Source organism: Marinococcus tarijensis, from assembly GCF_054971385.1.
In genome coordinates this window covers 1-25,051 of record NZ_JBQOJA010000002.1, presented here as the reverse complement: position 1 = coordinate 25,051, position 25,051 = coordinate 1, and the positions used below count along the sequence as shown (strand labels likewise).

The window sequence follows — 25,051 nt, the reverse complement described above, 5'->3', positions numbered from 1 at the left end:
TTTCGCGTGATTTTCGTTAAGTCTAGCATGTCAGAAGAAAAAAGGGCAATGCTGTCTAGGAGGAGTAACATGAACCGACCATCTGTAATAGTTATCGGCGGAGGTTTCGGCGGGCTTACAACGGCCGCCCTGCTCGCCCGCCACCACTGTGACGTCACTTTGTTTGAAGCCTCCAATGAATGGGGCGGCTGCGCCGGCAAGTTCACACACAAGCCGCACCTGTTTCCTGTCGGCGCCACTCTCGGCCTCGGTCTGCAGCAGCCGGACGGGCTTCACCACCGGGTTTTCAGCCACCTCGGCGAGCCAATTCCAAAACACGAGAGCCTGGAGACCATTATGCAGGTTCACGCTCCTTCTTTTACTCTGCCTCTTTACTCTTCCCGGGAAAAGCATATCGATACTCTTTGTGGGCTGTTTCCATCCTCGGCAGCCAGTATCCGCTCGTTATACCGCTATATTTTCCGGGTAGGGGAGGAGCTCCGGAAGCTGATCCACCACCTTCCGGTTCTTCCAATGCAAAAGCCCGCTGATTTCATTCATTCTGTGCGGGCGCTGCGGCCCGGTATCCTCGGTGCTGTTCGCTGGCTTGCTGCCTCCACCGAGGATGTGCTGCGGCACTACCGTCTGCAGGATACCGAGGTACACCAGTATATTGACGGGCAGCTTCTGGACAGCCTGCAGACAAGCAGCCGCCATGCCCCTGCCCTGCTTGGACTGTACGCCCTCGATTTATACCATCAGGGTGCTTCCTATGTATACGGCGGATTGTACCGTATGGCAGAAAAGTTAAAAGAAGCGGGTGAGCGTCACGGAGCTTCTATGCAAAAGCGCCGCCGCATTCAGGCTGTGGAAAGGAACGATGACGGTACCTGGACGGTTATTGATCACCGGGACCGGAAGAGCAGCGCCGATCACCTGGTGTTAAACATCCCTGTCCAGGCCGCCCTGCCTCTATTTCGGTCTGAAGAGCGAAGACAATTCACCCGGCGCTGGCAGACCAAATCCGAAACGCCGATCTGGAGTACTTTTTCTATGTACGGCGTCTGCAAGCCGTCAGAGCCGCACGCAGCGCTATTTCACCAGCTGCTCTGGGACCAGAAGCTTCCCGGCATTTCAAGCCATTTATTTTATTCATTATCAGCGCCGGATGATCGTCTCCGGGCTCCCGAAGGTGAGCGTACGTTTACCGTCTCCACTCACACACCGCCCGAATACTGGGAGGATTTGTCCTTGTATGAAGAAAAAAAGTCAGCAGCCACCAGGGCGCTTGTGGAAAAGATTCAGGAAGCCGGCCTGCCGGTCGAGCCGGAGCGGATCCTTCCCGGAGCCCCGCACGCCTGGGAACGCTACATTAAACGACCCCGCGGGATGGTTGGCGGATTCCCGCAGACGAGGAAAAACACGTTTTTTCAGCCACTATCCCACCGGAGCCCGCTTGAAAACGTATGGTTCTGCGGCGATTCCGTTTTCCCAGGTGCCAGTACGATGGCCGTGACCATGAGCGGCATTCATGTATTTGAATCGATCAGCGGCCTATCCTTTGCCGCTCTTGAACGGCAACAGTGATCATTTGCGGTGGAACTGCCTGCGTCCGATTTTTTCTACTGCTGAAGGCCACAGCTGGTACAGCGTACTGAGGACTTTCATCCACCGGGGCATAAACACCGTGCGCTTCGGCTTCTCCACCAGCTTCACCAGCTGTCCGGCTACTTTTTCGGGAGACAGGGCTATCTGTTCAACCGAACGCTTATACTTCCCGCTCGGATCCGCACGATCATGAAAATCAGTTTTCACCGGCCCGGTATTTAATACCGAAATCCGCACCCCCGTTCCGGCCGTTTCCAGGCGCAGCGCTTCGGCGAATCCAAGCACAGCACGCTTGCTTGCGGCGTAAACAGTCGCTTTGGGCGTGCCTATAATACCTGCAGTCGATCCGGTGAAAACGATATGCCCACCCATCTGTTTTAATTCAGGAAGCAGCGCCTGAGTGATGGCGATGTTTCCTTTTACATTTGTATCTATCATCTGCTCCCAGTCTTCTATGCTCAGCTGCTCCAGTTCCCCAAACTTCCCTGTACCGGCGTTATTAATGAGGACGTCCGGGCTTCCATATATACCAGTGATTTTTTTCATTTCTTCTGCCGCATTTTCTGTCACCCCTACATCCATCGTCCAGGCTGCAAATTTCCCGGGATACCCCTTCCACTCTTCTTCTGCTGCCTGCAGCTGCTTTGTGTTCCTTCCGATACCTATTACCTTCTCTCCGTTTCGTACGAGCTTTTCTGCTGTTTTTCTGCCAATACCGCTGCTTGCTCCTGTTAATATAATTGTTTTCAATTAATCTTCCTCCCAGACGTATTAAAACTTGACAAACTACCCGGCACTTCACATAATAGTAATCACAAATAAGCTGAATAGTGCAAAAGCTGTGAAACGGAAATAGTAGGACAAAGCACCGACAGAGAGCATAGCCGCGAGCTGAAAGCTATGCAGGAATTTGTTTTGCCTGAACCTGTCCGTGAGCTTCCTTTAGGACGCAGTCCTGCGTTAATGGACATGAGCGGAAAAGACGCAGTCTTTTCAACTAAAGGTGGTACCGCGGATAACTCTTTCGTCCTTTTACAGGCGAAGGAGTTTTTTATATGCAATCAGAACGAATAAGACAGGTGGTTCCAATGAAAAAAGAACGGGTCGTAGTTAAAATCGGGAGCAGCTCTTTAACGAATCAGCAGGGGAGCTTGAGCAGGGAAAAACTGAAGCAGTACGCAGATGAAATCATCCGGCTGCGCCAGGCAGGAAACGAAGTTATTTTGATCAGCTCCGGGGCAGTAGCTGCCGGCTTTTACGACCTTGGCTATCCGTCCCGGCCGGTTACGACTGCGGGTAAACAGGCTGCCGCTGCTGTCGGTCAGAGCCAGCTGATGCAGGCGTATAACGAAGAATTCAGCAGAGTAAATATCGCTTGCGGCCAGCTGCTTTTGACCCGGGAAAATTTCGCCAACCACAGCCAGTACCAGAACGCTCACTCTACTATTACCGAGCTCCTTCACCGCCAGGTGCTTCCCATTATTAATGAAAATGACTCTATCGCTGTCGATGAACTAACGTTTGGGGATAATGACATGCTGTCAGCACTTGTAGCGGGACTTGTGCATGCAGATACACTGCTGATATTAACAGATATCAACGGTATTTACGATAAGAACCCAAACGAAGATCCGCAAGCCAAAAAATATCATTTCATCCCGTCCATCACGAGCGATCTAATGGATCAGGCCGGTGAATCCAGCTCCTCTGTTGGTACCGGTGGTATGCGGTCTAAGCTAAAAGCAGCCGGCACAGCCATCCGCCTCGGCACACGGGTATTTGTTGGCAGACTCGGCAGCGGCCACCGACTCGCAGACGTCCTCAGCGGCAAAGGGGACGGCACCTATATAGGGGTGCCCGGCGGCGACGTTGTAAACAATAAAAAACAGTGGATCGGCCTCCACTCTGTTACTGCCGGTGCCTTAACAGTTGATGATGGAGCGGCAAAAGCGCTGCTTCGCTCGGGAAAAAGCCTGCTGCCTGCCGGGATCGTTGATGTCCAGGGCCACTTTTCCCCCGGAAATGTTGTCGATGTGTATGACCAGAAGGACCAGCTGCTCGGACGGGGACAGGTGAATATGAGTGCCAAGGAACTGCAGGCTGTTAAAGGGAAATCCTCGGCCGAAGCAGCCTCGTTTACATTAACGTCAAAATCAGAAGTCATCCACCGGGATAACTGGATTACTACTGTAAGGGAGAGATAAACATGGAACAAACACAAATCAGCACCCAGATGCGGGTGCAGGGAGAAGCAGCAAAAAAAGCAGCGAAACGTGTCGCTGTCGCTTCTACCGAAGAAAAAAACAAGGCACTTGCACTTATCGCCGACGAACTCGAAACGCGGGAATCTTTTATTCTGGAAGCGAACGCCCAGGACCTTGAAGCAGGCAGAAAAAACGGATTATCCCCAGCCCTCCTTGACCGCCTAACGCTTGATTCGGGACGCATCGCAGGCATGGCTGACGGCTGCCGGCAGATCGCCTCTCTTGAAGATCCTATCGGTGAAACTATTGAATCCTGGGCCCGGCCGAACGGCCTGAAAATGGAAAGCATCCGGGTGCCGCTCGGCGTGATCGGCATGATTTACGAAGCCCGTCCGAATGTGACGGCTGACGCAGCCGCTCTTGCTTTAAAAACCGGCAACGGCGTTCTTTTACGCGGAAGCTCTTCCGCTTTTCAGTCAAACCAGGCGGTCATGGACGCTATATGGGAGGCTCTGGCAAAAACCTCCCTTCCGAAGGAAGCGGTGCAGCTTGCCTCCGACACGTCAAGAGAGGCTGCCACGACAATGTTTCAGATGAATGATTATCTGGATGTGCTGATTCCGCGCGGAGGTGCTAATTTAATAAAAACTGTAGTGAATCAGTCCACCGTGCCGGTGCTTGAAACCGGCGTCGGCAACTGTCACATTTTTATTGATGAAACCGCCGAAGCCGACAAAGCGGTAAAGATTGCCGTTAACGCCAAAACGCAGCGCCCTTCTGTCTGCAATGCAGCTGAAACCATTCTTGTTCACCAGTCCTGGCTTAATGCCCACGGTGAATCACTGGTGCATGCACTGCTTGCACACGGAGTGACTATCCGCGGGGACGCCGCCGTGCAAAAGCTGCACGGCGACGTGGAGCCCGCCACGGATGAGGATTGGAACACCGAATACCTGGATATGATCGTTTCGATGAAAACCGTACAGGATACGGAAGAAGCCATCGAGCATATCAATACGTTCACGACGTATCACTCTGAGGCAATTGTTACAGAATCCGCGGAAAATAAACGGAAGTTTTTCCAGCAGATTGATGCGGCTGCTCTTTATCATAACGCGTCCACCCGCTTCACCGACGGATTTGAATTCGGCTTCGGGGCAGAGATTGGAGTGAGCACCCAGAAGCTGCATGCCCGCGGGCCAATGGGACTGAAGGCAATCACCTCCTATAAATATTTAATTCACGGAGATGGGCAGATCAAATGATGACAAAAACAAACCTACAGCAGAAAACCATTGCATTTATCGGCTCCGGCTCGATGGCAGAAGCTATATTTTCAGGACTTCTGCGCCATGAACTGGTCAAACCGGCGAACGTGCTTGGAACAGTCAAATCATCTGTGGATAAGCAGAAGCGATTGCAGGAGCAGTACGGCATCCAGGTCAAAACTGATAATAAAGAAGCTGTAAAAGCGGCGGACATCGTCGTTCTTGCCGTCAAACCAAAAGACGCCGAAGCGGTCGTCCAGTCATTTGCCGGTGAACTGACAAAGGATAAGCTCCTGATCAGCGTCCTGGCCGGCATTTCTTTAAGTGATCTTGAATCCTTCGTCGAACAGGAGGTGCCGGTAGTCCGTTCGATGCCAAACACTTCCGCTCACGTCGGCGCCTCAACAACGGCTATATGCGCAGGCACCTATGCCACTGACGAGGACCTTGATCTTGCAGAATCGATGTTCCAGGTAGTCGGGAGCGTGCACACGATTTCCGAGCAGGACATCGACGGTTTTACCGCGATTGCCGGAAGCGGTCCTGCCTATTTTTATTATTTTTTGGAAGCGATGGAGGCAATGGCGGCCGAATCCGGCTTTGAGCCGGAGGAAGCAAAAAATATTATTGCTCACACAATGGAAGGGGCGGCTTTTCGCTACATCGATGCTGACAAAAAACCGCATGAACTGTATCAGGAAGTACTGAGTCCAAATGGAGTGACGGAAGCGGCTTTCACCCATCTTGAAAAACACAGAGTCCAGAAGCGTTTTTTAGAAGCCATGAAAGAGGCTTCGAAGCGATCAGGCTCCATTGGCGATTAATGAAAAAAAGCAGGAACCGGGCCCCGGCTCCTGCTTTTTTATTGCAGCAGCGAAATAATTTTCCCCGCTGCATCCTTTCCGCTTAAAACAGCTCCTTCTACTTTCCCTTCTCCAAACGCGTCTCCTGCAAATGCTAGTGGATACGGCGAATCATAGCTCCTTGAACGGTCCGGATACATATGTACCGGCTTCGCGTAACGCCATCGCTTCGGGTGAATCTTCATTATTTTTTTGCGGTCCAAAAGCGGCCCGGCAATACGGGTCAATTCTTCGGCAAAAACTTCATCGGTATCGTCCCAGTGCTCCCTCGACCATTCACCTTCAGCGTGTACGGTTAGAACGCAGGAGTCAGAAATGCCTTTCTGAAGATTACAGCCGACAAACTGAATTCTCGGATCCCTGGTCTGGATGCCTCCCGGTGCCGTAAGAGGACTCTCGCCCTCATATTCGATCATTACGGATAGACACGGGTCATAGCTCACAGAAGAAAGATCCTCTTCCCACCTGCGCTCTCCAGGAACATTTTGCAGCATAACCAGGGACTGCGGCACCGGGGAAGTTAAAAGTACAGCCCGCGCTTCCATTTGATTAGTATCTGTACGAAGTACCCAGCCTTCTTCCCCGGGCACGATTGTCGTAATTTTTGTTTCCTTTTCTATCGTTTTTCCCTTCCATAAATTTTTCATCAGCGGAGCCATCCCGGCCCGCCCAACGTATCTCGGGTGACCGTCTCCTTGAAAATGCTGCTGTTGCTCAAGGTTTTCGAGCTGAATAAATCCGTTGCTCCAATTACGTATGTACCCCGCCGCTTCCCATTCTTTTACTGTCTCTTTCATCGACTGACTTCTAGCAGTGAAAAACTGAGCCCCGTGGTCCGCACGGCTGTTGTCCAGTCTTCGTGTCGCCATTCTCCCGCCAAGTCCTCTGCTTTTTTCTGCAACCACAGTGCGCAGGCCGTGCTTTTCGAGCTCGCGGTTCGCACTCCATCCGGCAAGGCCGGCACCGACAATAATGACATCCGGGTTCATATAATTCCTCCTCACACAGCTATTTCTTTTCTTTGTCTATTTTTTTCTGTACAATCAAAACGGTTCACATCTTTTTAAAGGAGTCCACCCATGCGCGAGATATCTACCTTTACCCGTTTTCGGCAGCGTTTAGCTGTCATTTTGGATCAGCCGGTTTTCACCGCTGTTGTAACGACACTTATTTTATTCAATGCCCTCCTCGTAGGGCTTGAAACCTCTGAAAACTTGTACAGGCGCTACGAAAATACGTTTTCTGTGTTAAATTACATACTCCTCTGGCTTTTTACCATCGAAGTTATCATCCGGTTTTTAGGTGTTTTCCCCTCCTATCGGTTTTTCCGGTCTCCCTGGAACTGGTTTGATTTCTTCATTGTAGCAGCCGGTCACATTTTCGCAGGCTCAGCTTTTATTACGGTACTCCGGATACTTCGTGTGCTCCGGGTCCTCCGGGCCATCACAGTTGTTCCTTCCCTGCGGCGACTTGTGGATGCTCTGCTCCGTACCATCCCTTCGTTAGGGAATATCATGATTCTGATGAGCATCATTTTTTACGTATATGCCGTAATTGGAACAATGCTTTACCGTGACGTAGCCCCTGAGTATTTCGGGGACATCTTTCAGTCCTTACTGACACTGTTTCAGGTTGTAACCCTCGAGTCGTGGGCAAGTGCAGTCATGCGCCCAATCGCTGAAACGAATCCATTAAGCTGGATTTATTTTGTCTCCTTTGTGCTCGTCGGAACGTTTGTTGTGTTTAACCTGTTTGTCGGCGTCATTGTAAGCAACGTTGAAAAAGCGGAAGCCGAAGAAAGCGAAGACAGGCTGCAGAAGCAGCTCGATCACATGGAGAGCGAGCTGAGCGATATTAAACAGCTTCTAAAAGAAAAACAAAAGGATTAGCTTTTTATGTACAAAAGAGGGCAGCCCCGGGGCCGCCCTCTTTATTTTTACTGCAGTATTTCTTTCGTGCTGAAAAATTCTTCATATAAACCGCGGATGGCTTCATCAACATGCCCTTCAGCAATCCCGAAACTAAGTGACACTTCGGATGAGCCCTGGTTGATCATTTCAATGTTAATGCCTTTTTCAGAGAAGGCACGGGTCGCACGGGCAGCTACACCCACCGTCTCGTGCATGCCTTCGCCTACGAGCATAATCATCGCATATCCTTTTTCAATGTAGGCGTCGTCTGCATCGAGTTCATTCATGATCCGCTCAATGATACGCTCTTCTTTTTCTTTGGACATCTGGCCTTCTTCGATAATGATGGACGTGTCGTCAATCCCTGACGGCATGTGCTCATACGAAACTCCTTCGTCTTCAATAATCGCAAGCAGCCGGCGGCCAAAACCTACTTCTCTGTTCATTAAGTATTTGCGCACATAGATAGTTTCAAATCCTTTATCTGCCGCAATGCCGATAATCGGATTCAAGGAATATTCCCGTTCCGAAATGATCATCGTCCCGCTTCCCTGCGGATTATTTGTATTTTTCACGCAGACCGGAATTTTTTTGCGAAAAGCCGGAATGAGTGCTTCATCATGAAAAACAGCAAATCCTGCATAGGAAAGCTCCCGCATTTCACGATAAGTCATCCGCTTAATCGCGCACGGACTGTCCACCACTGTCGGATTGGCCGCAAATACCGAGTCCACATCTGTGAAGTTTTCGTAAAGATCAGCCTGTGCCCCCGCAGCCAGAATGGAGCCGGTAATATCTGATCCTCCCCGGGAAAAGGTAACGAGGTCCCCTTCTTTCGAATAGCCGAAGAATCCTGGGAATACTACCACTCCTTCGCGCTCTCGCAGCTTATAAATGTGGTCGTAGGATTCGTTCAGCACCTGGGCATTTCCGGGAGTGTCACTCACAAACAGGCCGGCATCATTTGGATTAACATACTCGGCCACGGTGCCGATGCTTTGAAGATACCTTGCCACTACCTTAGCGTTATTATCTTCGCCTCCGGCTTTCATCTGGTCAACGAAACGCCCTTCGTTACTTTTGCTGAACTGAATCCGCGCTTCAATATCACTCTCAATAGTTGCAATAATGTCGTCTGATAAGTTCAATTCGGCTGTAATACTACGGAAGCGTTCCAGTACTCTGTTTTTGGCCTCTTCCACCCCGGAATTCTCCAGGCAGGCTTCGGCGAGGGCGATTAATAAATCTGTTACTTTCGTATCCTCACTGCTTCGTTTGCCAGGGGCGGATACTACTACCACTTTACGGTCTTCGTCTGTCGCTACAATATCTGCGACCTTTTTTATCTGCTCCGCACTTGCCAGAGAACTTCCGCCAAATTTAGCTACTTTCATTTTCCTGTCACTCCTGTCATTATTTCCAGTCTTTGTATAAATATCGTTCGTGTATATTTCCTGGTTTGTTATTATGATGTGAATTGTTCAAAAATTTCACAATTAATAGATTATCACATGTTTTATCCGTCAACAATCAGTAATATACATAGTTAAAGCCCGTTTGACCCGATTCTTATGTGAAAGAACCCGTGGTCCGTTGTATCCTCGTAATCCATAGCAATTACTTTCAATTGGTAAGCTATAGTCGTTTATCTATTATTTCCCCCCTTTTCGCAGGTTCAAGCATTGATTTTGCATTCTCATTCCTCTGTTATGTAAGGTAATCTAACAAATGACCATACACCAAAAAGTTATTATGGTATATTAGCTTACAAAAGAGATGAAAAGGGGAGCAGACTATGTCGTCATACAAAGATAAAAAGGTAATTACGATTGGAGTTATGAGCGAATTAACCGGACTTTCCGAAAGAAAAATCCGCTACTATGAAGAACGTAAACTGATTTACCCTGACCGCACCTCCGGCGGGACCAGGAAATATTCTTTTTTGGATGTAGAGCGGCTCCTCGATATTGCAGAAAAAATGGAAGACGGTATGCAGACATTTGAAATCCGCCGCATGGAACAAAAGAAAATGAAAAACAAAGAATTGCGGGAAAGAATGCTGCGCGGCCAGCTGAACGCAGCCTTCAATATGCGAAAAGGCTGACCCCATTTTCTTCCAAAAGACAGCTGTTGAGTCAATTTGAACCAACAGCTGTCTTTGGTCTGCCTAAAAGCGCTCAGATTACCGTTAATTGCGTTTTTTGGAACTTGACGAAAATTTGAAATCCTTTTATTATTCAACATGTCTTTATATCTCTCTGTTGTAGTTATCGTTCTTTTGCTTTAATGAGAAATCAATGAAAGTATGTGATGACAGTGCTTCATGAGTTAAAAAACACAAATATTATGGATCAGGAAATAGCTGAACTGATCATCGGTCACGAAAAAGTAGCCCATGTACAGGCAGCCAATCCCCTCGACCATGCGCTTTTAATACTAATTAAATCCGGTTACACTGCGGTCCCGGTGCTAGATACTCATTACCGTGTACAGGGCCAGATCAGCAAGGCCCAGGTACTTGATACGATCCTCGGCACAGAACGGATCGAAATGGATAAGCTCCATGAGCATACTGTGGAAACGGTCATGTCGGAAAAGGTTCCGAAAATGAACGTGGACGATAACTTTGGGAAGGCATTGACGCTTTCTATCAACCATCCATTTGTATGTATTGAAGATGATGAAGGTGCCTTTGTCGGCCTCATTACACGGCGGGCTATTCTCGTTATGGTCCACCGCGAATTTCAATCTGATTAAAGGAAGTTCCGCTTTTGATTAAAAAGCGGAGCTTCCTTTATTTTCCGGACTGAACTGTTTTACTACAAAGGCTTTGCGGCTTTTAAACATTCCGCCTAAAAAGCACTTCACCACCCATGCCGGCACCACTGACTCAAATTCGATGTAATCATGAACTCCCGTGAGCGGCCCGAGCTCCTGGAAAGTATGAGTGTGCTTCCATGCCGTAAACGGAAAAGGCAGTTTTTTTCCTTCATCCTGAAACGAGCTCGGTTCATCCACGTAAGTAATAACCGAATCCCATACCGTTTTCCATAGACCAAAATAAAGGTACAGCCGGATCTCCGCCCCCGCTTCAGTTTTGCCGGAGGCCTCCACCTCGACTTCGGGAAACTGCGTCATCTCTTCAAGCTGCACCGGGTCCTGAAAGTAATTCCAGACTTCTTGTCTGGACGCAGACACTACCGTCTGGGCTTCAAACACACCTTTAAACATAGTAAAAACCTCCTCTTTAAAGGAGGTATACCCTAAAAGAGGAGGTTTTATGTTTATCAGGAGCAGCCGCAGCCTCCGCCGGTCGAACAGCCGCCTGACTGGTTATCATAAAACGGATTGCCTGTCGGCACTTTGATGGAAGATGATACGGATTCCGCCACCAGAGTGGATATTTCTGTCAGTAAATTGTCAAGCGCTTTTTCTGCCTGACGGTACCGGATGACGGTTTCATGCATATCCATTTCCCGCTTTACGACTCTCACCTGCTTGGCGGTTGTCTTATAGTCCGGATGGTATGCCCCGAAGCGCTGTACTTCTTCGTACTGATCCTTCCAGCTTAAAAAATTATTAATTTTTTCCTGGGCCTCCGGATCTTCCTTCATCGCTTTTTTGGCTTCCTTGTATTCGATATATATATCAGACTCTACAACCATGTGTCCTAACTGTTCCGATTGCTCGAGTATATCTACAGACGTCGATGCTTCTATTACAGACATACATTCACCTCCGCTTTTATTTTATCACGGATCCCCTCATTCTATGAAGAACGAATCATCATATTTGTTCGCTTTTTATCTTATTGCTACAATATAAAAAGAAGTGCACTACGGAGAGGATGACAAACATGACGGAAAAACATTCACCCCAGCTGACAGAACAGGAGATGCTTGAAAGCATTCTGGCAGATGGCTCGCCGGAGGCCAAAGAGCTGACCAGGCATTATCTTAAACTGCTGCACGACTGGGACACTTCAGACGCTAGAAGCGGCGTGGAGCATTTAATGCATACGTCTACCTACTGGGAGGATGAAGAAACGCTCTGCGCCCAGGTTCCCGTTCATTCCGGCCTGCACAACACTCACGGTATCGTTCACGGCGGCGTACTGACGACGATCATGGATAATTCCATGGGGGTGCTTCTTTCGGAGCTCTCTCCTGTCCCAGGCGATATTTTAACGATCGATATTCACGTACAATTTATTTCCGCCGGCACCGGCAGGCAGCTCACCTGTAAAGCGTCTCCAGTCACTGTCGGCCGCCGGATCTCCTATGCCGAAGCCGCAGTTTATGATGAAGAAAACCGGCTTATTGCAAAAGCAGACGGCACCTTTTATTTAAAACAGGCTGCCCGCTCCTGACCAGTGTCCATTAATTTAGTACTACTATCCGTTTAAATACATTATAATGAATAAAGTACGTACATACTGCTTCATTTTGACGAAAGGAGTTTCCCTGTGACCGCCCTCCTCACAAAAAAAAATATCTTCCGGTTTATCGGCATCGTTCTTGCCCTCGTCGCTCTTTACTTTATTCTGCCAGTCTCAGGTCCTATTATTCTTGCGTGGCTGACAGCCCTGGCCCTTTCCCCGGCTGTGCGACTCGCTATGCGTTCTCTTAAGATTAAGCGGCCGTTTTCAGTTATGCTCGTTTTCTCGGCTTTTCTTTTACTATTGATTCTACTCGGTTATTTGTTGATTACGCAGGTGATCACCCAGCTGGTGGCTTTCTCCAAAAACCTCCCTACATATATCAGCAACCTTGTGGACACCGTGGAAAACATTCAAACCGGGCTGAATAACCGCTATGAGCAGTGGAATCTGCCACAGGACACCATCGACCAGATCAACAGCCGGATCGCCGAAATGCTTACCGGGCTTCAGGAAAATATCGCAAGCGACGATCTGCTGAATCAGGCGACGGCGGTTGTGGCTTCTATCCCCGGCTATTTAATCATGTTTTTAGTGTACTTGATCGCTCTCTATTTATTCATGATCGATCTTCCCAGACTAACGGATAAATTCTATTCCTTTTTAAAGCCTGAAACTGGTGAAAAGTTTCAATTCATGACCAGCCGGCTTGCTGAAGTAATTCTAGGCTTCTTCAAAGCCCAATTTTTGGTCAGCTTAATTATACTGGCCGTCACGTTTATCGGATTGATGATTTTCACCCCGGAAGTGGCGATTGTGATGAGTCTGATTATTTGGGCTGTTGACTTCATTCCAATTATCGGCTCGATCGCCATTCTCGCCCCGTGGTCTATCTATATGTACATCAGCGGTGATCTTGTGCTTGGAACACAGCTGCTGGCGCTCGGTATTGTTCTGCTCATCATCCGCCGTACTGTCGAACCAAAAGTAATGGGACACCATATCGGTCTCTCCCCGCTTGCCACGTTAATCAGCCTGTATCTCGGACTTACCCTTCTCGGCGTAGTAGGCTTTATCGTTGGGCCACTTACGGTTATTGCTTTTACCTCTGCACGGGAAGCAGGACTCATCAAATTAAATTTCAGAGTATAAAAAAGGAAAGCCGCCGGGGCTTTCCTTTCTTTTAATAGTACGGAGCGATCATGAAATAAACCACTACGCCGGTAATGCTCACATACAGCCACAGCGGCATCGTCCACCGGGCAATTTTACGGTGCTTCTGCACCTGATACGTAAAGCCTTTTAAAAAAGTATAGATTGAAAGCGGCACGATCAATGCTGCCAAAATAATGTGAGAGATCAAAATAAAGTAATACACATATTGAATGATTCCTTCTCCGCCGTAGGACGTGCTCGAAGCAAGGCTGTGATACGCCAGATACGTGACGAGAAAAAGAGCGGTGGTCGAGAATGCCCCGTATATAAACCGGCGGTGCATCTTAATATTTTTTCTTAAAATAAAGTATAAAGCCCCGAGTAAAAATACAGTAGTAAAGCTATTAAATATTGCATTCATCATCGGCAGAATGGTTAAATCGAAGCCGTTAAATGTCTGCCCGCCGCCTTCTACAAAAATCAAAACCGTGACGAGCCCGTTAATAATTACGCTAAGCAGTATCACGATCCACGTATGCGTACGATTCGTGCGCTTCTGTTCTTCGGCTTTTAATTGCGACACGTATATTCCTCCTCTTCTCTGGTAGCGGTTATATTATACTAAATCATGCGGCTTTTTGCAGAACCCTGAATTAACAATCCAGTGAACGTTTTTTCTTTGCCATTGCTGCTTTCACATATTTTTCACATTTCATTATTTGTTCACGGGCGGGCCAGTATTAAAAATTGACTTTTTCAGACTGGAAATCTACGATTAATTATGTAAGAAAAACGCGAAATTTTTAATTGCATTTATATTGAAGGAGTGACTTATTTTGCACTGGGGACTACGCACATTTGGCGTCATTACTTCCATCGGCATGCTCATTGTACTGCTGCAGGGAGCTCTGGTGACTAACACAGGGTCCGGCGAAGGCTGCGGTGCCACCTGGCCGCTTTGCTTCGGGGAAGTAGTACCTTCCAACCCTGCCGTTGCCACTATCATTGAATACAGCCACCGGCTCTGGTCGGGACTGATGGGACTTTTTGTTATCATTCTTGCTATCTGGTCGTCCGTGAAGCTTTCCCACTTACGGGAGACAAAATTTATGGCGCTGATGGCTGTATTGTTTATTATCTTTCAGGGATTAATGGGGGCCGGTGCTGTTATCTGGGGTAACTCGAGTCTCGTGCTCGCGCTTCATTTCGGCATTAGTGCCATTTCGCTTGCCACAGTGATCATGCTCACAATACTGGCATTTGAGGATAACGAGAAGCCGTCGCTGCAGCCTAAAGTAACGAAAGGCTACCGCAGTTACCTGATCGCTACTATCGTCTATTCCTACGCCGTCATCTATACCGGGGCCTATGTAAAGCACTCCGGCGGAGCAGAGATGGCCGGATGGATCCATCGCGGTGCTGCTGTCGCCCTCATGATTGTCGTCGCAGTTCTGATGATTTGGACGCTGAAACGATTCAGGGCCTACACCTCCCTTACTGCTATGAGTGTGATGACATTCATTTTAATACTCGTTCAGGCAGGCGCAGGTATCGCTCTCCTTTTCGGAGCGCCTCATTTAACATCAGTGCTTATTCACGCGCTGACAATCAGCATTATTTTCACTATTATGACCTATATGCTCGTGATTATTACGAGACGTCCGGCCCTTTCATCATCAGAGCCTACCAGCACCTCCAATAATATCAAGCAGAAAGAAGCAGGCCTTCATCATTAAAAGGCCTGCTTTTTTGCATTAGAAAAAGTCATACATAAATGGAGTGAATCCCGGAAGAACTCGGTCAAGAAGCTCAAGCTGCTGTTTATTTCCTTTCACCAGCGACGTGCGCTCAGCTTCACGTACGGTAATATACCCCATAAAAAGAGCGGTTAAAGTATTAATGGAAAGTTCGATACCGGTACGGTTGGAGAGAACTTCTTTAATTTCTGTCCGGCCCTCCTTCGATTTATACAGCTGCCAGCTCGTATTGTTCCAATCACAGAAGTCATCCTCCACATGCAGAACCAGAGACTCCTCGACCGGCAGATTCAATGGATACTGATGCAAAAATGGATATACATCGACAATCCGGGCCATAAAGTAGCTTTTTCTCGTTTCTTCAATTTTCGGCTCCGGCAGCAGATAACGGCTGGGATCATCAATAACCGGTGAAATTTTAGCGGTTTCAATCATGGAATCGTGATTCGCCAAAAACCGCCACAATTCTCTGCGGGCATCTTCATGCCAGGCCACAAATTCATGCACGGTCAGCTGCTGCTCTTTTACCTCATACAGCACGTATCCGCTGTCAAAACCATTCGCATCAGTGTAAACAGCGGCATTCCCTTTTTTTCGCTGAAGCGTCCGGTTTTTCCACCACTGTTCAGAACGCGCAATCATGCCGGCATACTGCTTCGCCCACTTCTGATAGATATAGTCGAGAATCTGCCAGTCCTGCTGGTAAATTCGGCGAATGCTGCCTTTTTCAGGCTCCCCAGTATCCGGAAGCTCGTTTTTCGTCACTGTCCAGTGCTTTGTATCACAGAACACCTCCCAGCCGAATTTCCGGTAAAAGGAAGTCGAAAACGGATAAAGCATCGAGATCGGAACCCCGCGGTCCCTCAAATCCACCAGTGCTTCTTTCAGCAATGAACGCACCAGGCTGCCCCTGCGCTTTTCCGGCCATGTTGCCACACCGGAAATCCCTCCCATCGGCATTTTTACGTCCCCAAGGTAAACCACCGTGGGGAAAATAGCTACTTTAGAGAGGACCTTGCCCCGTTCGACCGCGACCCAGTTATCCTGAGGAACGATAGTCCGCCGCCTCTCCCGTCGCTGTTCCTCTGTTAAATGAATTTGAAAAGCATATTGTGCCAGATCCAGACTCTGATCAATTTCTGATTTTTTCATACGGCGAATGTCCATGGCTTACTCTCCTTTAAACATTTCAATTGCCTTTTTTCGCTGTACCGAGTGGTCCACCTCAGGCTCCGGGTAGTCCTCTCCGAGGATGCAGCCGTACTCCCGCTGCCGCTTTTCACTCATTTTCCACGGAGTATGAATATATTTTCGGGGAACTGACTGAAGCTCCGGCACATATTCACGAATATAATCGCCCTGCGGATCAAAACGTTCACTCTGCCTCACTGGAGAAAATACGCGGAAGTACGGTACCGCATCCGTACCAGTAGACGCAGCCCACTGCCATCCCCCGGCATTGGAAGAAGGATCATAATCAATCAGCCTTTCAGCAAAATACCTTTCCCCTTCTCTCCAGTCGATCAAATAATCCTTAGTTAAAAAGGAAGCAGCGATCATTCTTCCGCGGTTATGCATCCAGCCTATTTCATTTAACTGCCGCATACAGGCATCTACAATCGGATACCCGGTACGGCCTTCCTTCCACGTCTGCAGTCTCTTTTCATCATACTCCCACGGCAGATCCCGGTACGCCTCTTTCAGCTCCTTGTTTTTCAGCTCAGGCCGCGTGGCGTGAATCATATTGTAGTAATCCCTCCAGGCGAGTTCACTGACAAAAGCTTCAGCCCCCGGGTTCCCTTCTTCAAGCTGCTCTGAAAGGGCTTGATAAATCGTCCGCACTGAAAGCCGGCCGGTTTTTAAGCAGGCAGAAAGCCGGCTCGTTCCGTCGCTCGAAAGCGCATTGTTCGTTTCATGATACGCCGGGGCAATTTCCTCCACAAACGTTTCCAGCCGTTCCCGCCCGTCTTTCTCCGCAGTGCACTCCCACGTCTTTTCGTTATTGTTCAAATAAGAAGACAGCTTATTATAAGCGGCCTTCTGCGGCAGTTCCAGACGGGCCTGTTGGCTGATAATACGGTCGAGTCTGCATTCATACGGCTGTTCTTTTTCAAGCTGGCGCCAGGCACGATAATATGGAGTGTAGACAGAATAAAATCCTCCGTCCTTTTTCTTCACTTCATCGGAGCGATGAAAATGAGCATCTTTATAAGCATGTGCTGCTACGCTTTTCTGCTCCATTTCTTTTAATACCTGGTTATCCCGCCGGGCCGCTTGCGGTGCTTCGTCTTCATTAAAAAATAAATGCGTAAGCGCCGGAACTTTTTCTTTTAAGTACGTGAAAGCCTCATTCGCTGGACCGTGCAGAAAATATAATTGTATATGTTGATCATCGCATTCTTTACGAAATTTTTCTAGATTTTGAAAAAAATAATCATGATGAGGGCACGAATATTCATAAAAGTCTGGATCAAGATGAAAAACTAAAAACCACTGCCTGCCCCCTTCGGCTTCCACCCATCGCTGCATTTCATGCATTGCCCGGTTATCTGTTAACCTTAAATCCCTTCGCATCCATAAAGCACTTACTTCAGTCATACACTCCGCTCCTTTTACACCCTAATGCTTCCTCTTCAATTCTATACCTTTTTTCCGTTTATTTTACGCTTTTTCCTGAAGAAAACATCCTTTTCAACAGATTTTTTCCTTTCAGAAATATCCTCTCAGCGCTGAGAAGAAATCACTTTCACTTTTTTTATTCATCATAAAAAAAGACCGGCCCGCCGGCCGATCTTTTTTAACTGTTATTCAAATTCGATAAGAAGATCTCCCGATTCGATCGGTTCATTATTTCCTACATACACGCCTTTAATTTTTCCATCAAATGGAGCCTGTACGGTCGTTTCCATCTTCATTGCTTCCGTAATCATGAGCTGGTCGCCTTTAGTCACTTCATCTCCCTCTTTTACAGAGGTTTTCAGCACAGTTCCAGGCATAGTCGCTCCAATTTGATTAGGATTTGATTTGTCTACTTTCGGACGCACACCGGCATCCACTTTAGCGTTTTTATCCTTCACAACTACTTCACGGGATTGTCCGTTCAATTCAAAATACACGTTTCTATGACCCGTTTCATCCGGCTCTGATACAGAGATGAGCTTCACGATCAGCGTCTTTCCTTTTTCAATTTCCACTTCCACTGTCTCTCCGAGCTCCAGCCCGTAGAAAAATGTCGGTGTATCCAGCACAGACACATCACTGAAGCTTTGACGGAACTGTTCAAACTCCATGTATACTTTTGGATACATCGCGTAGGAAATCATATCATGGCTCGTCACTGGCCGGTCGAGTGTATTAAAGAGCTCTTCTTCAATAGCTTTAAAGTCGACCGGTTCGAGGTTTTCACCCGGACGGTTCGTAATAGGAGTACGGTCCTTCAAAATAATTTTTTGAAGTTTTTCCGGGAAGCCCTGGTGCGGCTGTCCTAAATACCCCTGGAAGAATTCCACTACGGAGTCCGGGAAATCGAGGTTCTGGCCGTTATCGTACACGTCTTCTTCTGTCAGATCGTTTTGGACCATATACAGTGCCATATCCCCGACAATTTTCGACGATGGTGTTACTTTTACAACATCTCCAAACATGTCATTCACGCGGCGGTACATTTTTTTCACTTCACGCCAGCGGTCGCCAAGGCCTACCGCTTTAGCCTGCTGCTGCAGATTGCTGTACTGACCGCCTGGCATTTCGTGTTCATATACCTCAGGTGCAGGCGAACGCATACCGCTTTCAAATCCCTGGTAGTATTCACGGGTCGTATCCCAGAAGTCACTGAGCTCCTGCAGGGCGCCAACATCAATCTTCGGCTGGCGCTTATTTCCGGATAGGGCATAGTACAGACCGTCTGCGCTTGGCTGGGAAGTAAGACCTGCCATGGAGCTTTCAGCCACATCCACAATATCCACTCCTGCTTCAACGGCGCGGGCATATGTGAAAATACCATTGCCGCTCGTGTCATGCGTATGCAGGTGAACTGGGATGGAAATCGAATCTTTTAGCTCAGAGACAAGCTGGTACGCGGCTTCCGGCTTTAACAGGCCTGCCATATCCTTGATGCCCAGAATGTGGGCGCCAGCGTTTTCAAGCTCTTTTGCAAGATTCTTATAGTATTTCAGGTCATATTTTTCTCGTTTCGGATCGAGAATATCCCCTGTATAACACATAGCTGCCTCAGCAATTTTGTTTGTCTGGCGCACTTCATCAATCGTAAGCGTCATGCCTTTCAGCCAGTTAAGGGAATCAAAGATACGGAACACATCGATACCGGCATGTGCTGATTTATGAACAAATTCTTTAATCAGGTTATCCGGATAGTTTTTGTATCCGACAGCGTTTGACGAGCGGAAAAGCATCTGCAGAAGCGTGTTCGGCATACGCTCACGAAGTTCAATCAGCCGGGTCCACGGATCTTCATGCAGAAAACGCATGGCCACATCAAAGGTGGCTCCGCCCCACATCTCCGAGGAGAATAAGTTAGGGAGCATCCGGGAGGTCGGCTCTGCGATACGCTTCAGATCGTCGCTTCGGACCCTGGTAGCAAGCAACGACTGGTGGGCGTCGCGGAACGTGGTATCGGTCAAAAGCACTTCGTTCTGCTCCTTCACCCAGTTCGCAAGCCCCTCCGGTCCCTGTTCATCGAGAATCTGCTTCGTTCCTCTCGGTATCGGTTTTTTCTTATCGATCTTTGGCACTACCGGCTTGTTGAGCGTCGGCTTTGGTGTATTTTCAAGCCCTGGGTACCCGTTTACAATTGTCTCACCGATAAATGTGAGCATTTTCGTGCCCCGGTCCTGACGCACCGGGAATACAAACAGCTCTGGACTCGAATCAATAAAGGAGGTGTCATAGGTCCCGTTAATGAACTTATCGTGCTGGACGACATTTTCCAGAAACGGAATGTTTGTACGAATACCCCGGATCCGGAATTCCCGCAGGTTTCGGAGCATTTTTTCAGAAGCTCCTTCAAACGTACGTGCCCATGTGGATACCTTCACGAGCAGCGAATCGTAATACGGGGAAATGATCGCGCCCTGGAAACCGTTACCAGCGTCCAGTCTCACCCCAAAGCCGCCGCTTGAACGGTAAGCCATGATGCGTCCGGTATCCGGCATGAAATCATTCGCAGGATCCTCCGTGGTCACCCTGGACTGAATAGCATACCCGAACGTTTTAATATCCTTTTGCTCCGGAATATCTATGGAGTCGTCGTGCAGCGTGCCCCCATCAGCAATTTTCAGCTGGGACTGAACGATGTCCACGCCGGTAATCATTTCTGTGATTGTGTGCTCCACCTGAACACGCGGGTTCACTTCAATGAAGAAGAACTCACCCTTATCGTTTACGAGAAACTCTACCGTACCCGCGTTCACATATTCAATATTTCTGGCGAGCTGAACAGCTGCATCGCAAATACGTTCCCGCAGCGACTCATCGAGCGCAATACTCGGCGCTACCTCCACTACCTTCTGGTGACGGCGCTGAATGGAGCAGTCCCGCTCGTATAAATGTATAACGTTTCCTGCTTTATCACCGAGCACCTGTACTTCGATGTGCTTTGGATTTTCCACGAATTTTTCAACGTAAACAATGTCGTTGCCAAAAGCAGATTTTGCTTCGGATTTCGCACGATCGTAAGCATCCTCCAGGGATTCCGCGTCTCGGACGATACGCATGCCGCGCCCGCCGCCGCCAAGGGAAGCTTTAATCATGATCGGGAAGCCGTGCTTGTCAGTAAAATCTTTTACTTCCTCTACACTGTCTACCGGCCCGTCACTTCCCGGAATAACAGGTAGATCGGCAGCGATAGCTGTTTCTCTTGCTTTAACTTTATCACCGAACATTTCCAGGTGACGGGTCTCAGGCCCAATAAAGGTGATGCCCTCTTCGTCACACCTTCTGGCAAAATCAATATTTTCAGAAAGAAAACCGTAGCCTGGATGTATAGCATCGACACCATTCTCTTTTGCCGTACGGATAATATCTTCAATATCCAGGTATGCATCGATCGGCTTCTGCCCTTCGCCAACTAAGTATGCTTCATCTGCTTTATAACGGTGAAAGGCACCTACATCTTCATTGGAATAAATAGCCACGGTGCGTATATGTAATTCGGTGCACGCCCGAAATATGCGTATAGCAATTTCACCGCGGTTTGCTACTAATACCTTTTTAATATTCTCTAGACCGTTCATCCTTCTCCTCCTCTTATCTAATGCATCTCCTGCAGGATGTATCTATCTTATCCCGATAGGTTCAATCAGAATTATCTTCAATAACTGATAATTCTAAATATAAATTATCATACGCAAGAACCAGGCCATCTGTCAAAGTAATATTCTCATTTTTTAAAAATTTATGCCTATTTTGATTACGGGAGGCTCCTGCGTAACGTTTCTTTACCCTGTTTTTCATCCGAATAAAACTTTTAATTAAAAATATAGCTATTTGTAAAAAAACCAAGCTATTCAATTAGAATAGCTTGGCTCATCCACCGACTGTTGCTTCATGAAAAGCAGCAAGTTTCCGTTCGAGTTCAGAAAGAATTTGTTTACCGGTATGTTCGTCGATGAGATTCAAACGAATGGCAAAATCAATTTCTCTTGAAAGGCCAAACATTTGTGTATCAAGCACCTCTTCGTAAAGCGGGCATTGAGGCATTGTCAGGTTGTCCATCTGTACTTCAATAAGTTTTCTAATTTTCTCAGCATCTGCTTTTAATAAAGCATACGCTTTCTCACTATGTTCTGTTGCTGCCCTCATGCTCAAGGCAATCCCTCCTACAAGCTGACTCCTTCTATTCATCTTATCTGTTCATTTAAAAAAAAGCAAGATGGTTTGCGTATAAAATCTTGATTCTTCAGACTATATGCCATAACCTCCGGGGGCAGCAATAGCTTCTGCTTTTTCTCTATTACCCGGTTGTGGTAGCATAAAAACCAGTTCCTATCAGCAGTTATTAAATTGGAGGAGTTCCTCATGAATTTCATTGTAATGATTCAGGGAAATGTTCATTTCCCAATCACTCTCGATCCTACTACCTGGATCTTTGACGACCGTAAAATTGATCTCGATACGTATTTTGATACCGATCCTTCCGCTGAAGAACAGCCTTCCACAGAAGCTGATCATACAGCCAGAAGATTTGCAAGAGACCGCGAGGAAGGATCCAACGCTCCGGATCCTGGCCGGGGACGCACCAATAAGGTACGCAATAAAAAAGAAGCTATCATTAATGGCTCATTTGGCATCAGATTTGAGCCGTTTTTGGAGAACGCCGAACCGAAAGAAGATGCCAGCCACGTCGTTGTGGAAACTGAAGCACAAACTCATCTCGTGTCTCTCGAGGAAGCGAAAAATTTTATCGTAGCCTTTTCCCATAAAGGAAGCCCGTTGAAAGAAGACGGACCGGTCCATATTTATTACGGCGACGGATCCAATAAAGCCGATCCTATTCGTCACGTGACAGGGTTCCGGGTAAAATAATCAGAAACGACAGCTGGAGCAACCCCAGCTGTCGTTTCTCTATAATATATCTGCTGCAAGCTGGGCAAGGCCGGAGCGCTCCCCTTTTTCCAGTTTTACATGCCCACTGATCCCCTGGTTTTTAAACATTTCAACCACATATGCGAGTCCATTGTTCAGTTCATCAAGGTACGGATGGTCGATCTGAGCCGGGTCGCCGAGAAAAACAATTTTACTGCCTTCCCCAACCCTTGTCAGTATCGTTTTCACTTCATGCTTTGTCAGGTTTTGGGCTTCATCAATAATAATATACTGATCCGGAATGCTTCGCCCCCGGATGTAAGTTAAAGCTTCCACTTGTATTGACCCCATCCCGGCGAGAATGGAATCGAGCTCTCCTGGCTTTTTGGCATTAAATAAATACTCCAGATTATCGTAGATAGGCTGCATCCAGGGACGCAGTTTTTCATCCTTTTCTCCCGGAAGATAACCTATATCCTTCCCAAGCGGAACGACAGGTCTTGCCACCAAAAGCTTATGGTAACGCTCCATGTCTTCGATCTGCAGTAAACCGGCCGCCAGAGTTAACAGAGTCTTTCCAGTTCCTGCTCTTCCGGTTAACGTCACAAGCGGGATGTCTTCTCTGAGCAGCAGCTCAAGTGCCATCTTCTGTTCGACATTTTTCGGGCGGATGCCCCACACATGGTCGATGTCGGAAGTAAATTTGCGAATTCTTTTTCCGGATTCATCAACCTTTGCAAGGGCCGAAGAGCTGCTCAGGGCGTCTCTTAAAATGAGGAATTCATGAGGACAGAACCCTTCCTCCGAAACTTCCTCAGAGGCCAGGGAACCTTCCTCGAAAAAAGCGTCAAGCAGTGGCCGGTCCACCGTGAGCGTCTGATGCCCCTTGTAAATATTGTCGTACTGAGTGACGCGGTCATTCAGAAAGTCTTCGGCCGTTATGCCAAGTGCGTCTGCCTTCACGCGTACAAGAGCATCTTTGCTGATAATGACGACATGGTAATCTCCCATCAGCTCGTATTCGTCCTTTAAATTTTGAGCCACTGCGAGAATACGGTTGTCATTGGTTACCTCGATAAAGGTATCTTTCATGCTCTCATACGAACGGTGATTCAGTTCCACACGCAGTGTGCCTCCTGAACCAAGAGGAACTCCTTCATGCAGTCTGCCTTTTCCACGGAAGCGGTCCAGAATTCTTGCTGTTTCTCTCGCATTCCTTCCAAGTTCATCCATTAATCGCTTTTTGGAATCAATTTCTTCCAATACTACAGCTGGAATTACGACATGATGTTCATCAAACTGATAAATTGCCTGGGGATCCTGGAGCAGTACGTTTGTATCTAAAACGTAAATTTTTTTCATATTAGATGCTTCCCCCTATCTTATCTCTATCGGGATATTATATTCCGTTTATGTTCCTCATAGCTTCAAGTACTTTATTGTCTAACTCTTCCGCCGCTTCCGGGTCATATGTCTTTTCAAACACCGGTCCGCGGAGCATTTTTGACCCATAGAACATTACGTCCTTCACTTCCACAACATCCACTTCTATAAGCGCAAGCGGAAAAGAAATTCCACTTACTTCAGTTGTTAAAATTTTTCCTTTACCTGCAATGGAATACGTAGTGCCTCCGCCGATGACAGTCATTGCCATGCCAGGTGTCTCCCGCAGATTTTTCACAGCAGACGCCCGGGCATCAACAGCAAACCGGAGAATCCTCGGAGAAGCTGCATAAACCCATGAAACAGCGTGAACATCCGGGGTGGAACTTTTTGGTTCGATAGTAGAAACCGTCACATATTGTTCCTGCTTTAATAAATGGACGATCTCTTCGGGTAGTTCGTCAAATACTCGACTAGCCATATGTATCCCCCCTTATATGTATAATAGTACCATTTTGATCAGAAAATTTGTCCATTCTTTTTCGGATTTCTCCGTTTATTTTTTTCTGTTTCATTCATCTAAGGCTCGTTCTGTTCTCAAAGCAGCGCCCGTGTTATACTTGATGCATATCTTTTGGCTGAGCAAAGCAGAGGTGAAACGAAATGATGCGCGTAAAGTGCGTAATCTGCGATGAAATTCATAAATTGGACGATGAAAATCCGGAAGCAAAAAAAATTCGGAACCGGCCGATTCACACGTATATGTGCCCCGAATGCCATGAACGCATTACTAACCGGACGAATGAGCGAAAGGCTACCGGCCATTTCCATCTGTACCGGGATCCGGTAAAAAATAACAACTGGTAACAAAAGCTTTCGGATTTCCATTAAAATGTTTATTAATAAAAGCACCGGCCGCAGTAAAAATGGAGTGACCTAAATAAATGAGACAGATAAAAGCACCTCTCACGTCGTATTCGTAGTAGGATCGATAGATGGAGGTG

The 25,051-nt window shown here is 47.6% G+C and carries 24 protein-coding genes and 1 other annotated feature; of the genes, 12 read left to right on the top strand and 12 right to left on the bottom strand.

Annotated elements, in window-relative coordinates:
* The first annotated feature begins 69 nt into the window (after window positions 1–69).
* Window positions 70–1,566 carry a phytoene desaturase family protein gene (locus tag ACTTK7_RS01325; protein WP_462865194.1) on the top strand — a complete coding sequence of 499 codons (1,497 nt, stop codon included), beginning with the start codon at window positions 70–72 and terminating at the stop codon, window positions 1,564–1,566.
* On the opposite strand, the gene ACTTK7_RS01320 is transcribed toward ACTTK7_RS01325, so the two are convergent.
* Window positions 1,567–2,337 (bottom strand): SDR family NAD(P)-dependent oxidoreductase, encoded by a 771-nt coding sequence (locus tag ACTTK7_RS01320; protein ID WP_462865192.1) that lies wholly within the window; start codon window positions 2,335–2,337, stop codon window positions 1,567–1,569.
* 82 nt (window positions 2,338–2,419) lie between these two features.
* Window positions 2,420–2,622, top strand: a binding site (T-box leader).
* Between the two features lie 53 nt (window positions 2,623–2,675).
* Between ACTTK7_RS01320 and proB the strand changes: the two genes are divergently transcribed.
* From proB to proC, 3 genes are read left to right on the top strand one after another with little or no spacing between them, the layout of a single operon-like run.
* Complete coding sequence (proB, locus tag ACTTK7_RS01315; protein WP_462865406.1) at window positions 2,676–3,791, top strand: glutamate 5-kinase; 1,116 nt, start codon at window positions 2,676–2,678, stop codon at window positions 3,789–3,791.
* Window positions 3,792–3,793: 2 nt separating this feature from the next.
* A complete protein-coding gene (locus tag ACTTK7_RS01310) occupies window positions 3,794–5,056 on the top strand; it encodes a glutamate-5-semialdehyde dehydrogenase (RefSeq protein ID WP_462865190.1) in 1,263 nt (420 codons plus the stop codon).
* A complete protein-coding gene (gene proC / locus ACTTK7_RS01305; protein WP_462865188.1) occupies window positions 5,053–5,883 on the top strand; it encodes a pyrroline-5-carboxylate reductase in 831 nt (276 codons plus the stop codon). Before ACTTK7_RS01310 ends, proC begins: the two co-directional genes overlap by 4 nt.
* Before the next feature lie 38 nt (window positions 5,884–5,921).
* Here proC and ACTTK7_RS01300 read toward each other — a convergent pair whose 3' ends face one another.
* Window positions 5,922–6,911 (bottom strand): NAD(P)/FAD-dependent oxidoreductase, encoded by a 990-nt coding sequence (locus tag ACTTK7_RS01300; protein WP_462865186.1) that lies wholly within the window; start codon window positions 6,909–6,911, stop codon window positions 5,922–5,924.
* 90 nt (window positions 6,912–7,001) lie between these two features.
* On the opposite strand from ACTTK7_RS01300, the gene ACTTK7_RS01295 reads away from it, so the two are divergent.
* Window positions 7,002–7,811 carry an ion transporter gene (locus ACTTK7_RS01295; RefSeq protein ID WP_462865185.1) on the top strand — a complete coding sequence of 270 codons (810 nt, stop codon included), beginning with the start codon at window positions 7,002–7,004 and terminating at the stop codon, window positions 7,809–7,811.
* A 47-nt stretch (window positions 7,812–7,858) separates the two neighbouring features.
* On the opposite strand, the gene ACTTK7_RS01290 is transcribed toward ACTTK7_RS01295, so the two are convergent.
* On the bottom strand, window positions 7,859–9,226 hold the full coding sequence (locus tag ACTTK7_RS01290; RefSeq protein ID WP_462865183.1) for an aspartate kinase: 1,368 nt from the start codon (window positions 9,224–9,226) through the stop codon (window positions 7,859–7,861).
* A 401-nt stretch (window positions 9,227–9,627) separates the two neighbouring features.
* Here ACTTK7_RS01290 and ACTTK7_RS01285 point away from each other — a divergent pair, with 401 nt between their 5' ends.
* Together ACTTK7_RS01285 and cbpB are read left to right on the top strand one after the other, a co-directional pair.
* Window positions 9,628–9,936, top strand: coding sequence for a MerR family transcriptional regulator (locus tag ACTTK7_RS01285; RefSeq protein WP_022792668.1), 309 nt, complete (start codon window positions 9,628–9,630; stop codon window positions 9,934–9,936).
* A 206-nt stretch (window positions 9,937–10,142) separates the two neighbouring features.
* A complete protein-coding gene (cbpB, locus tag ACTTK7_RS01280; protein WP_462865181.1) occupies window positions 10,143–10,589 on the top strand; it encodes a cyclic-di-AMP-binding protein CbpB in 447 nt (148 codons plus the stop codon).
* 18 nt (window positions 10,590–10,607) lie between these two features.
* On the opposite strand, the gene ACTTK7_RS01275 is transcribed toward cbpB, so the two are convergent.
* Both ACTTK7_RS01275 and ACTTK7_RS01270 read right to left on the bottom strand, forming a co-directional pair.
* A complete protein-coding gene (locus ACTTK7_RS01275) occupies window positions 10,608–11,063 on the bottom strand; it encodes an SRPBCC family protein (RefSeq protein ID WP_462865179.1) in 456 nt (151 codons plus the stop codon).
* A 56-nt stretch (window positions 11,064–11,119) separates the two neighbouring features.
* Window positions 11,120–11,560, bottom strand: a complete 441-nt coding sequence (locus ACTTK7_RS01270) for a YlbF/YmcA family competence regulator (RefSeq protein ID WP_462865178.1) — start codon at window positions 11,558–11,560, stop codon at window positions 11,120–11,122.
* Window positions 11,561–11,688: 128 nt separating this feature from the next.
* Here ACTTK7_RS01270 and ACTTK7_RS01265 point away from each other — a divergent pair, with 128 nt between their 5' ends.
* Together ACTTK7_RS01265 and ytvI are read left to right on the top strand one after the other, a co-directional pair.
* Window positions 11,689–12,201, top strand: a complete 513-nt coding sequence (locus ACTTK7_RS01265; protein WP_462865177.1) for a PaaI family thioesterase — start codon at window positions 11,689–11,691, stop codon at window positions 12,199–12,201.
* A gap of 96 nt (window positions 12,202–12,297) precedes the next feature.
* Window positions 12,298–13,362: a sporulation integral membrane protein YtvI gene (ytvI, locus tag ACTTK7_RS01260; RefSeq protein WP_462865175.1), complete on the top strand. Its 1,065-nt coding sequence runs from the start codon at window positions 12,298–12,300 to the stop codon at window positions 13,360–13,362.
* Between the two features lie 31 nt (window positions 13,363–13,393).
* Here the strand turns inward: ytvI and ACTTK7_RS01255 are convergent, their stop codons facing one another.
* Window positions 13,394–13,948: a DUF420 domain-containing protein gene (locus tag ACTTK7_RS01255; protein ID WP_462865173.1), complete on the bottom strand. Its 555-nt coding sequence runs from the start codon at window positions 13,946–13,948 to the stop codon at window positions 13,394–13,396.
* A 253-nt stretch (window positions 13,949–14,201) separates the two neighbouring features.
* On the opposite strand from ACTTK7_RS01255, the gene ACTTK7_RS01250 reads away from it, so the two are divergent.
* Complete coding sequence (locus ACTTK7_RS01250; RefSeq protein WP_462865172.1) at window positions 14,202–15,101, top strand: COX15/CtaA family protein; 900 nt, start codon at window positions 14,202–14,204, stop codon at window positions 15,099–15,101.
* A gap of 18 nt (window positions 15,102–15,119) precedes the next feature.
* Here ACTTK7_RS01250 and ACTTK7_RS01245 read toward each other — a convergent pair whose 3' ends face one another.
* From ACTTK7_RS01245 to ACTTK7_RS01230, 4 genes are all read right to left on the bottom strand, one after another.
* Entirely contained in the window at window positions 15,120–16,289 is a 1,170-nt protein-coding gene (locus ACTTK7_RS01245) for a GNAT family N-acetyltransferase (RefSeq protein WP_462865171.1), read from the bottom strand.
* A 3-nt stretch (window positions 16,290–16,292) separates the two neighbouring features.
* Window positions 16,293–17,720, bottom strand: a complete 1,428-nt coding sequence (locus ACTTK7_RS01240; protein WP_462865169.1) for a cryptochrome/photolyase family protein — start codon at window positions 17,718–17,720, stop codon at window positions 16,293–16,295.
* A gap of 206 nt (window positions 17,721–17,926) precedes the next feature.
* Window positions 17,927–21,373: a pyruvate carboxylase gene (pyc, locus tag ACTTK7_RS01235; protein WP_462865167.1), complete on the bottom strand. Its 3,447-nt coding sequence runs from the start codon at window positions 21,371–21,373 to the stop codon at window positions 17,927–17,929.
* A gap of 292 nt (window positions 21,374–21,665) precedes the next feature.
* Window positions 21,666–21,941, bottom strand: coding sequence for an Fpa/YlaN family protein (locus tag ACTTK7_RS01230; protein ID WP_094907905.1), 276 nt, complete (start codon window positions 21,939–21,941; stop codon window positions 21,666–21,668).
* A 216-nt stretch (window positions 21,942–22,157) separates the two neighbouring features.
* Here ACTTK7_RS01230 and ACTTK7_RS01225 point away from each other — a divergent pair, with 216 nt between their 5' ends.
* Window positions 22,158–22,664, top strand: a complete 507-nt coding sequence (locus tag ACTTK7_RS01225) for a peptidyl-prolyl cis-trans isomerase (protein WP_462865166.1) — start codon at window positions 22,158–22,160, stop codon at window positions 22,662–22,664.
* Window positions 22,665–22,703: 39 nt separating this feature from the next.
* On the opposite strand, the gene ACTTK7_RS01220 is transcribed toward ACTTK7_RS01225, so the two are convergent.
* Complete coding sequence (locus ACTTK7_RS01220) at window positions 22,704–24,026, bottom strand: PhoH family protein (RefSeq protein ID WP_022792655.1); 1,323 nt, start codon at window positions 24,024–24,026, stop codon at window positions 22,704–22,706.
* Window positions 24,027–24,063: 37 nt separating this feature from the next.
* Window positions 24,064–24,528 carry a pyridoxamine 5'-phosphate oxidase family protein gene (locus ACTTK7_RS01215; protein WP_462865164.1) on the bottom strand — a complete coding sequence of 155 codons (465 nt, stop codon included), beginning with the start codon at window positions 24,526–24,528 and terminating at the stop codon, window positions 24,064–24,066.
* 185 nt (window positions 24,529–24,713) lie between these two features.
* On the opposite strand from ACTTK7_RS01215, the gene ACTTK7_RS01210 reads away from it, so the two are divergent.
* Window positions 24,714–24,914, top strand: a complete 201-nt coding sequence (locus ACTTK7_RS01210; protein ID WP_462865405.1) for a YlaI family protein — start codon at window positions 24,714–24,716, stop codon at window positions 24,912–24,914.
* The last annotated feature ends 137 nt before the right edge of the window (window positions 24,915–25,051 follow it).

Coding starts and splice junctions, on each gene's coding strand:
- ACTTK7_RS01325 (WP_462865194.1), top strand. CDS start 70: ATGAACCGACCATCTGTAATAGTTATCGGCGGAGGTTTCGGCGGGCTT.
- proB (WP_462865406.1), top strand. CDS start 2,676: ATGAAAAAAGAACGGGTCGTAGTTAAAATCGGGAGCAGCTCTTTAACG.
- ACTTK7_RS01310 (WP_462865190.1), top strand. CDS start 3,794: ATGGAACAAACACAAATCAGCACCCAGATGCGGGTGCAGGGAGAAGCA.
- proC (WP_462865188.1), top strand. CDS start 5,053: ATGATGACAAAAACAAACCTACAGCAGAAAACCATTGCATTTATCGGC.
- ACTTK7_RS01300 (WP_462865186.1), bottom strand. CDS start 6,911: ATGAACCCGGATGTCATTATTGTCGGTGCCGGCCTTGCCGGATGGAGT.
- ACTTK7_RS01295 (WP_462865185.1), top strand. CDS start 7,002: ATGCGCGAGATATCTACCTTTACCCGTTTTCGGCAGCGTTTAGCTGTC.
- ACTTK7_RS01290 (WP_462865183.1), bottom strand. CDS start 9,226: ATGAAAGTAGCTAAATTTGGCGGAAGTTCTCTGGCAAGTGCGGAGCAG.
- ACTTK7_RS01285 (WP_022792668.1), top strand. CDS start 9,628: ATGTCGTCATACAAAGATAAAAAGGTAATTACGATTGGAGTTATGAGC.
- cbpB (WP_462865181.1), top strand. CDS start 10,143: ATGACAGTGCTTCATGAGTTAAAAAACACAAATATTATGGATCAGGAA.
- ACTTK7_RS01275 (WP_462865179.1), bottom strand. CDS start 11,063: ATGTTTAAAGGTGTGTTTGAAGCCCAGACGGTAGTGTCTGCGTCCAGA.
- ACTTK7_RS01270 (WP_462865178.1), bottom strand. CDS start 11,560: ATGTCTGTAATAGAAGCATCGACGTCTGTAGATATACTCGAGCAATCG.
- ACTTK7_RS01265 (WP_462865177.1), top strand. CDS start 11,689: ATGACGGAAAAACATTCACCCCAGCTGACAGAACAGGAGATGCTTGAA.
- ACTTK7_RS01245 (WP_462865171.1), bottom strand. CDS start 16,289: ATGGACATTCGCCGTATGAAAAAATCAGAAATTGATCAGAGTCTGGAT.
- ACTTK7_RS01240 (WP_462865169.1), bottom strand. CDS start 17,720: ATGACTGAAGTAAGTGCTTTATGGATGCGAAGGGATTTAAGGTTAACA.
- pyc (WP_462865167.1), bottom strand. CDS start 21,373: ATGAACGGTCTAGAGAATATTAAAAAGGTATTAGTAGCAAACCGCGGT.
- ACTTK7_RS01230 (WP_094907905.1), bottom strand. CDS start 21,941: ATGAGGGCAGCAACAGAACATAGTGAGAAAGCGTATGCTTTATTAAAA.
- ACTTK7_RS01225 (WP_462865166.1), top strand. CDS start 22,158: ATGAATTTCATTGTAATGATTCAGGGAAATGTTCATTTCCCAATCACT.
- ACTTK7_RS01220 (WP_022792655.1), bottom strand. CDS start 24,026: ATGAAAAAAATTTACGTTTTAGATACAAACGTACTGCTCCAGGATCCC.
- ACTTK7_RS01215 (WP_462865164.1), bottom strand. CDS start 24,528: ATGGCTAGTCGAGTATTTGACGAACTACCCGAAGAGATCGTCCATTTA.
- ACTTK7_RS01210 (WP_462865405.1), top strand. CDS start 24,714: ATGCGCGTAAAGTGCGTAATCTGCGATGAAATTCATAAATTGGACGAT.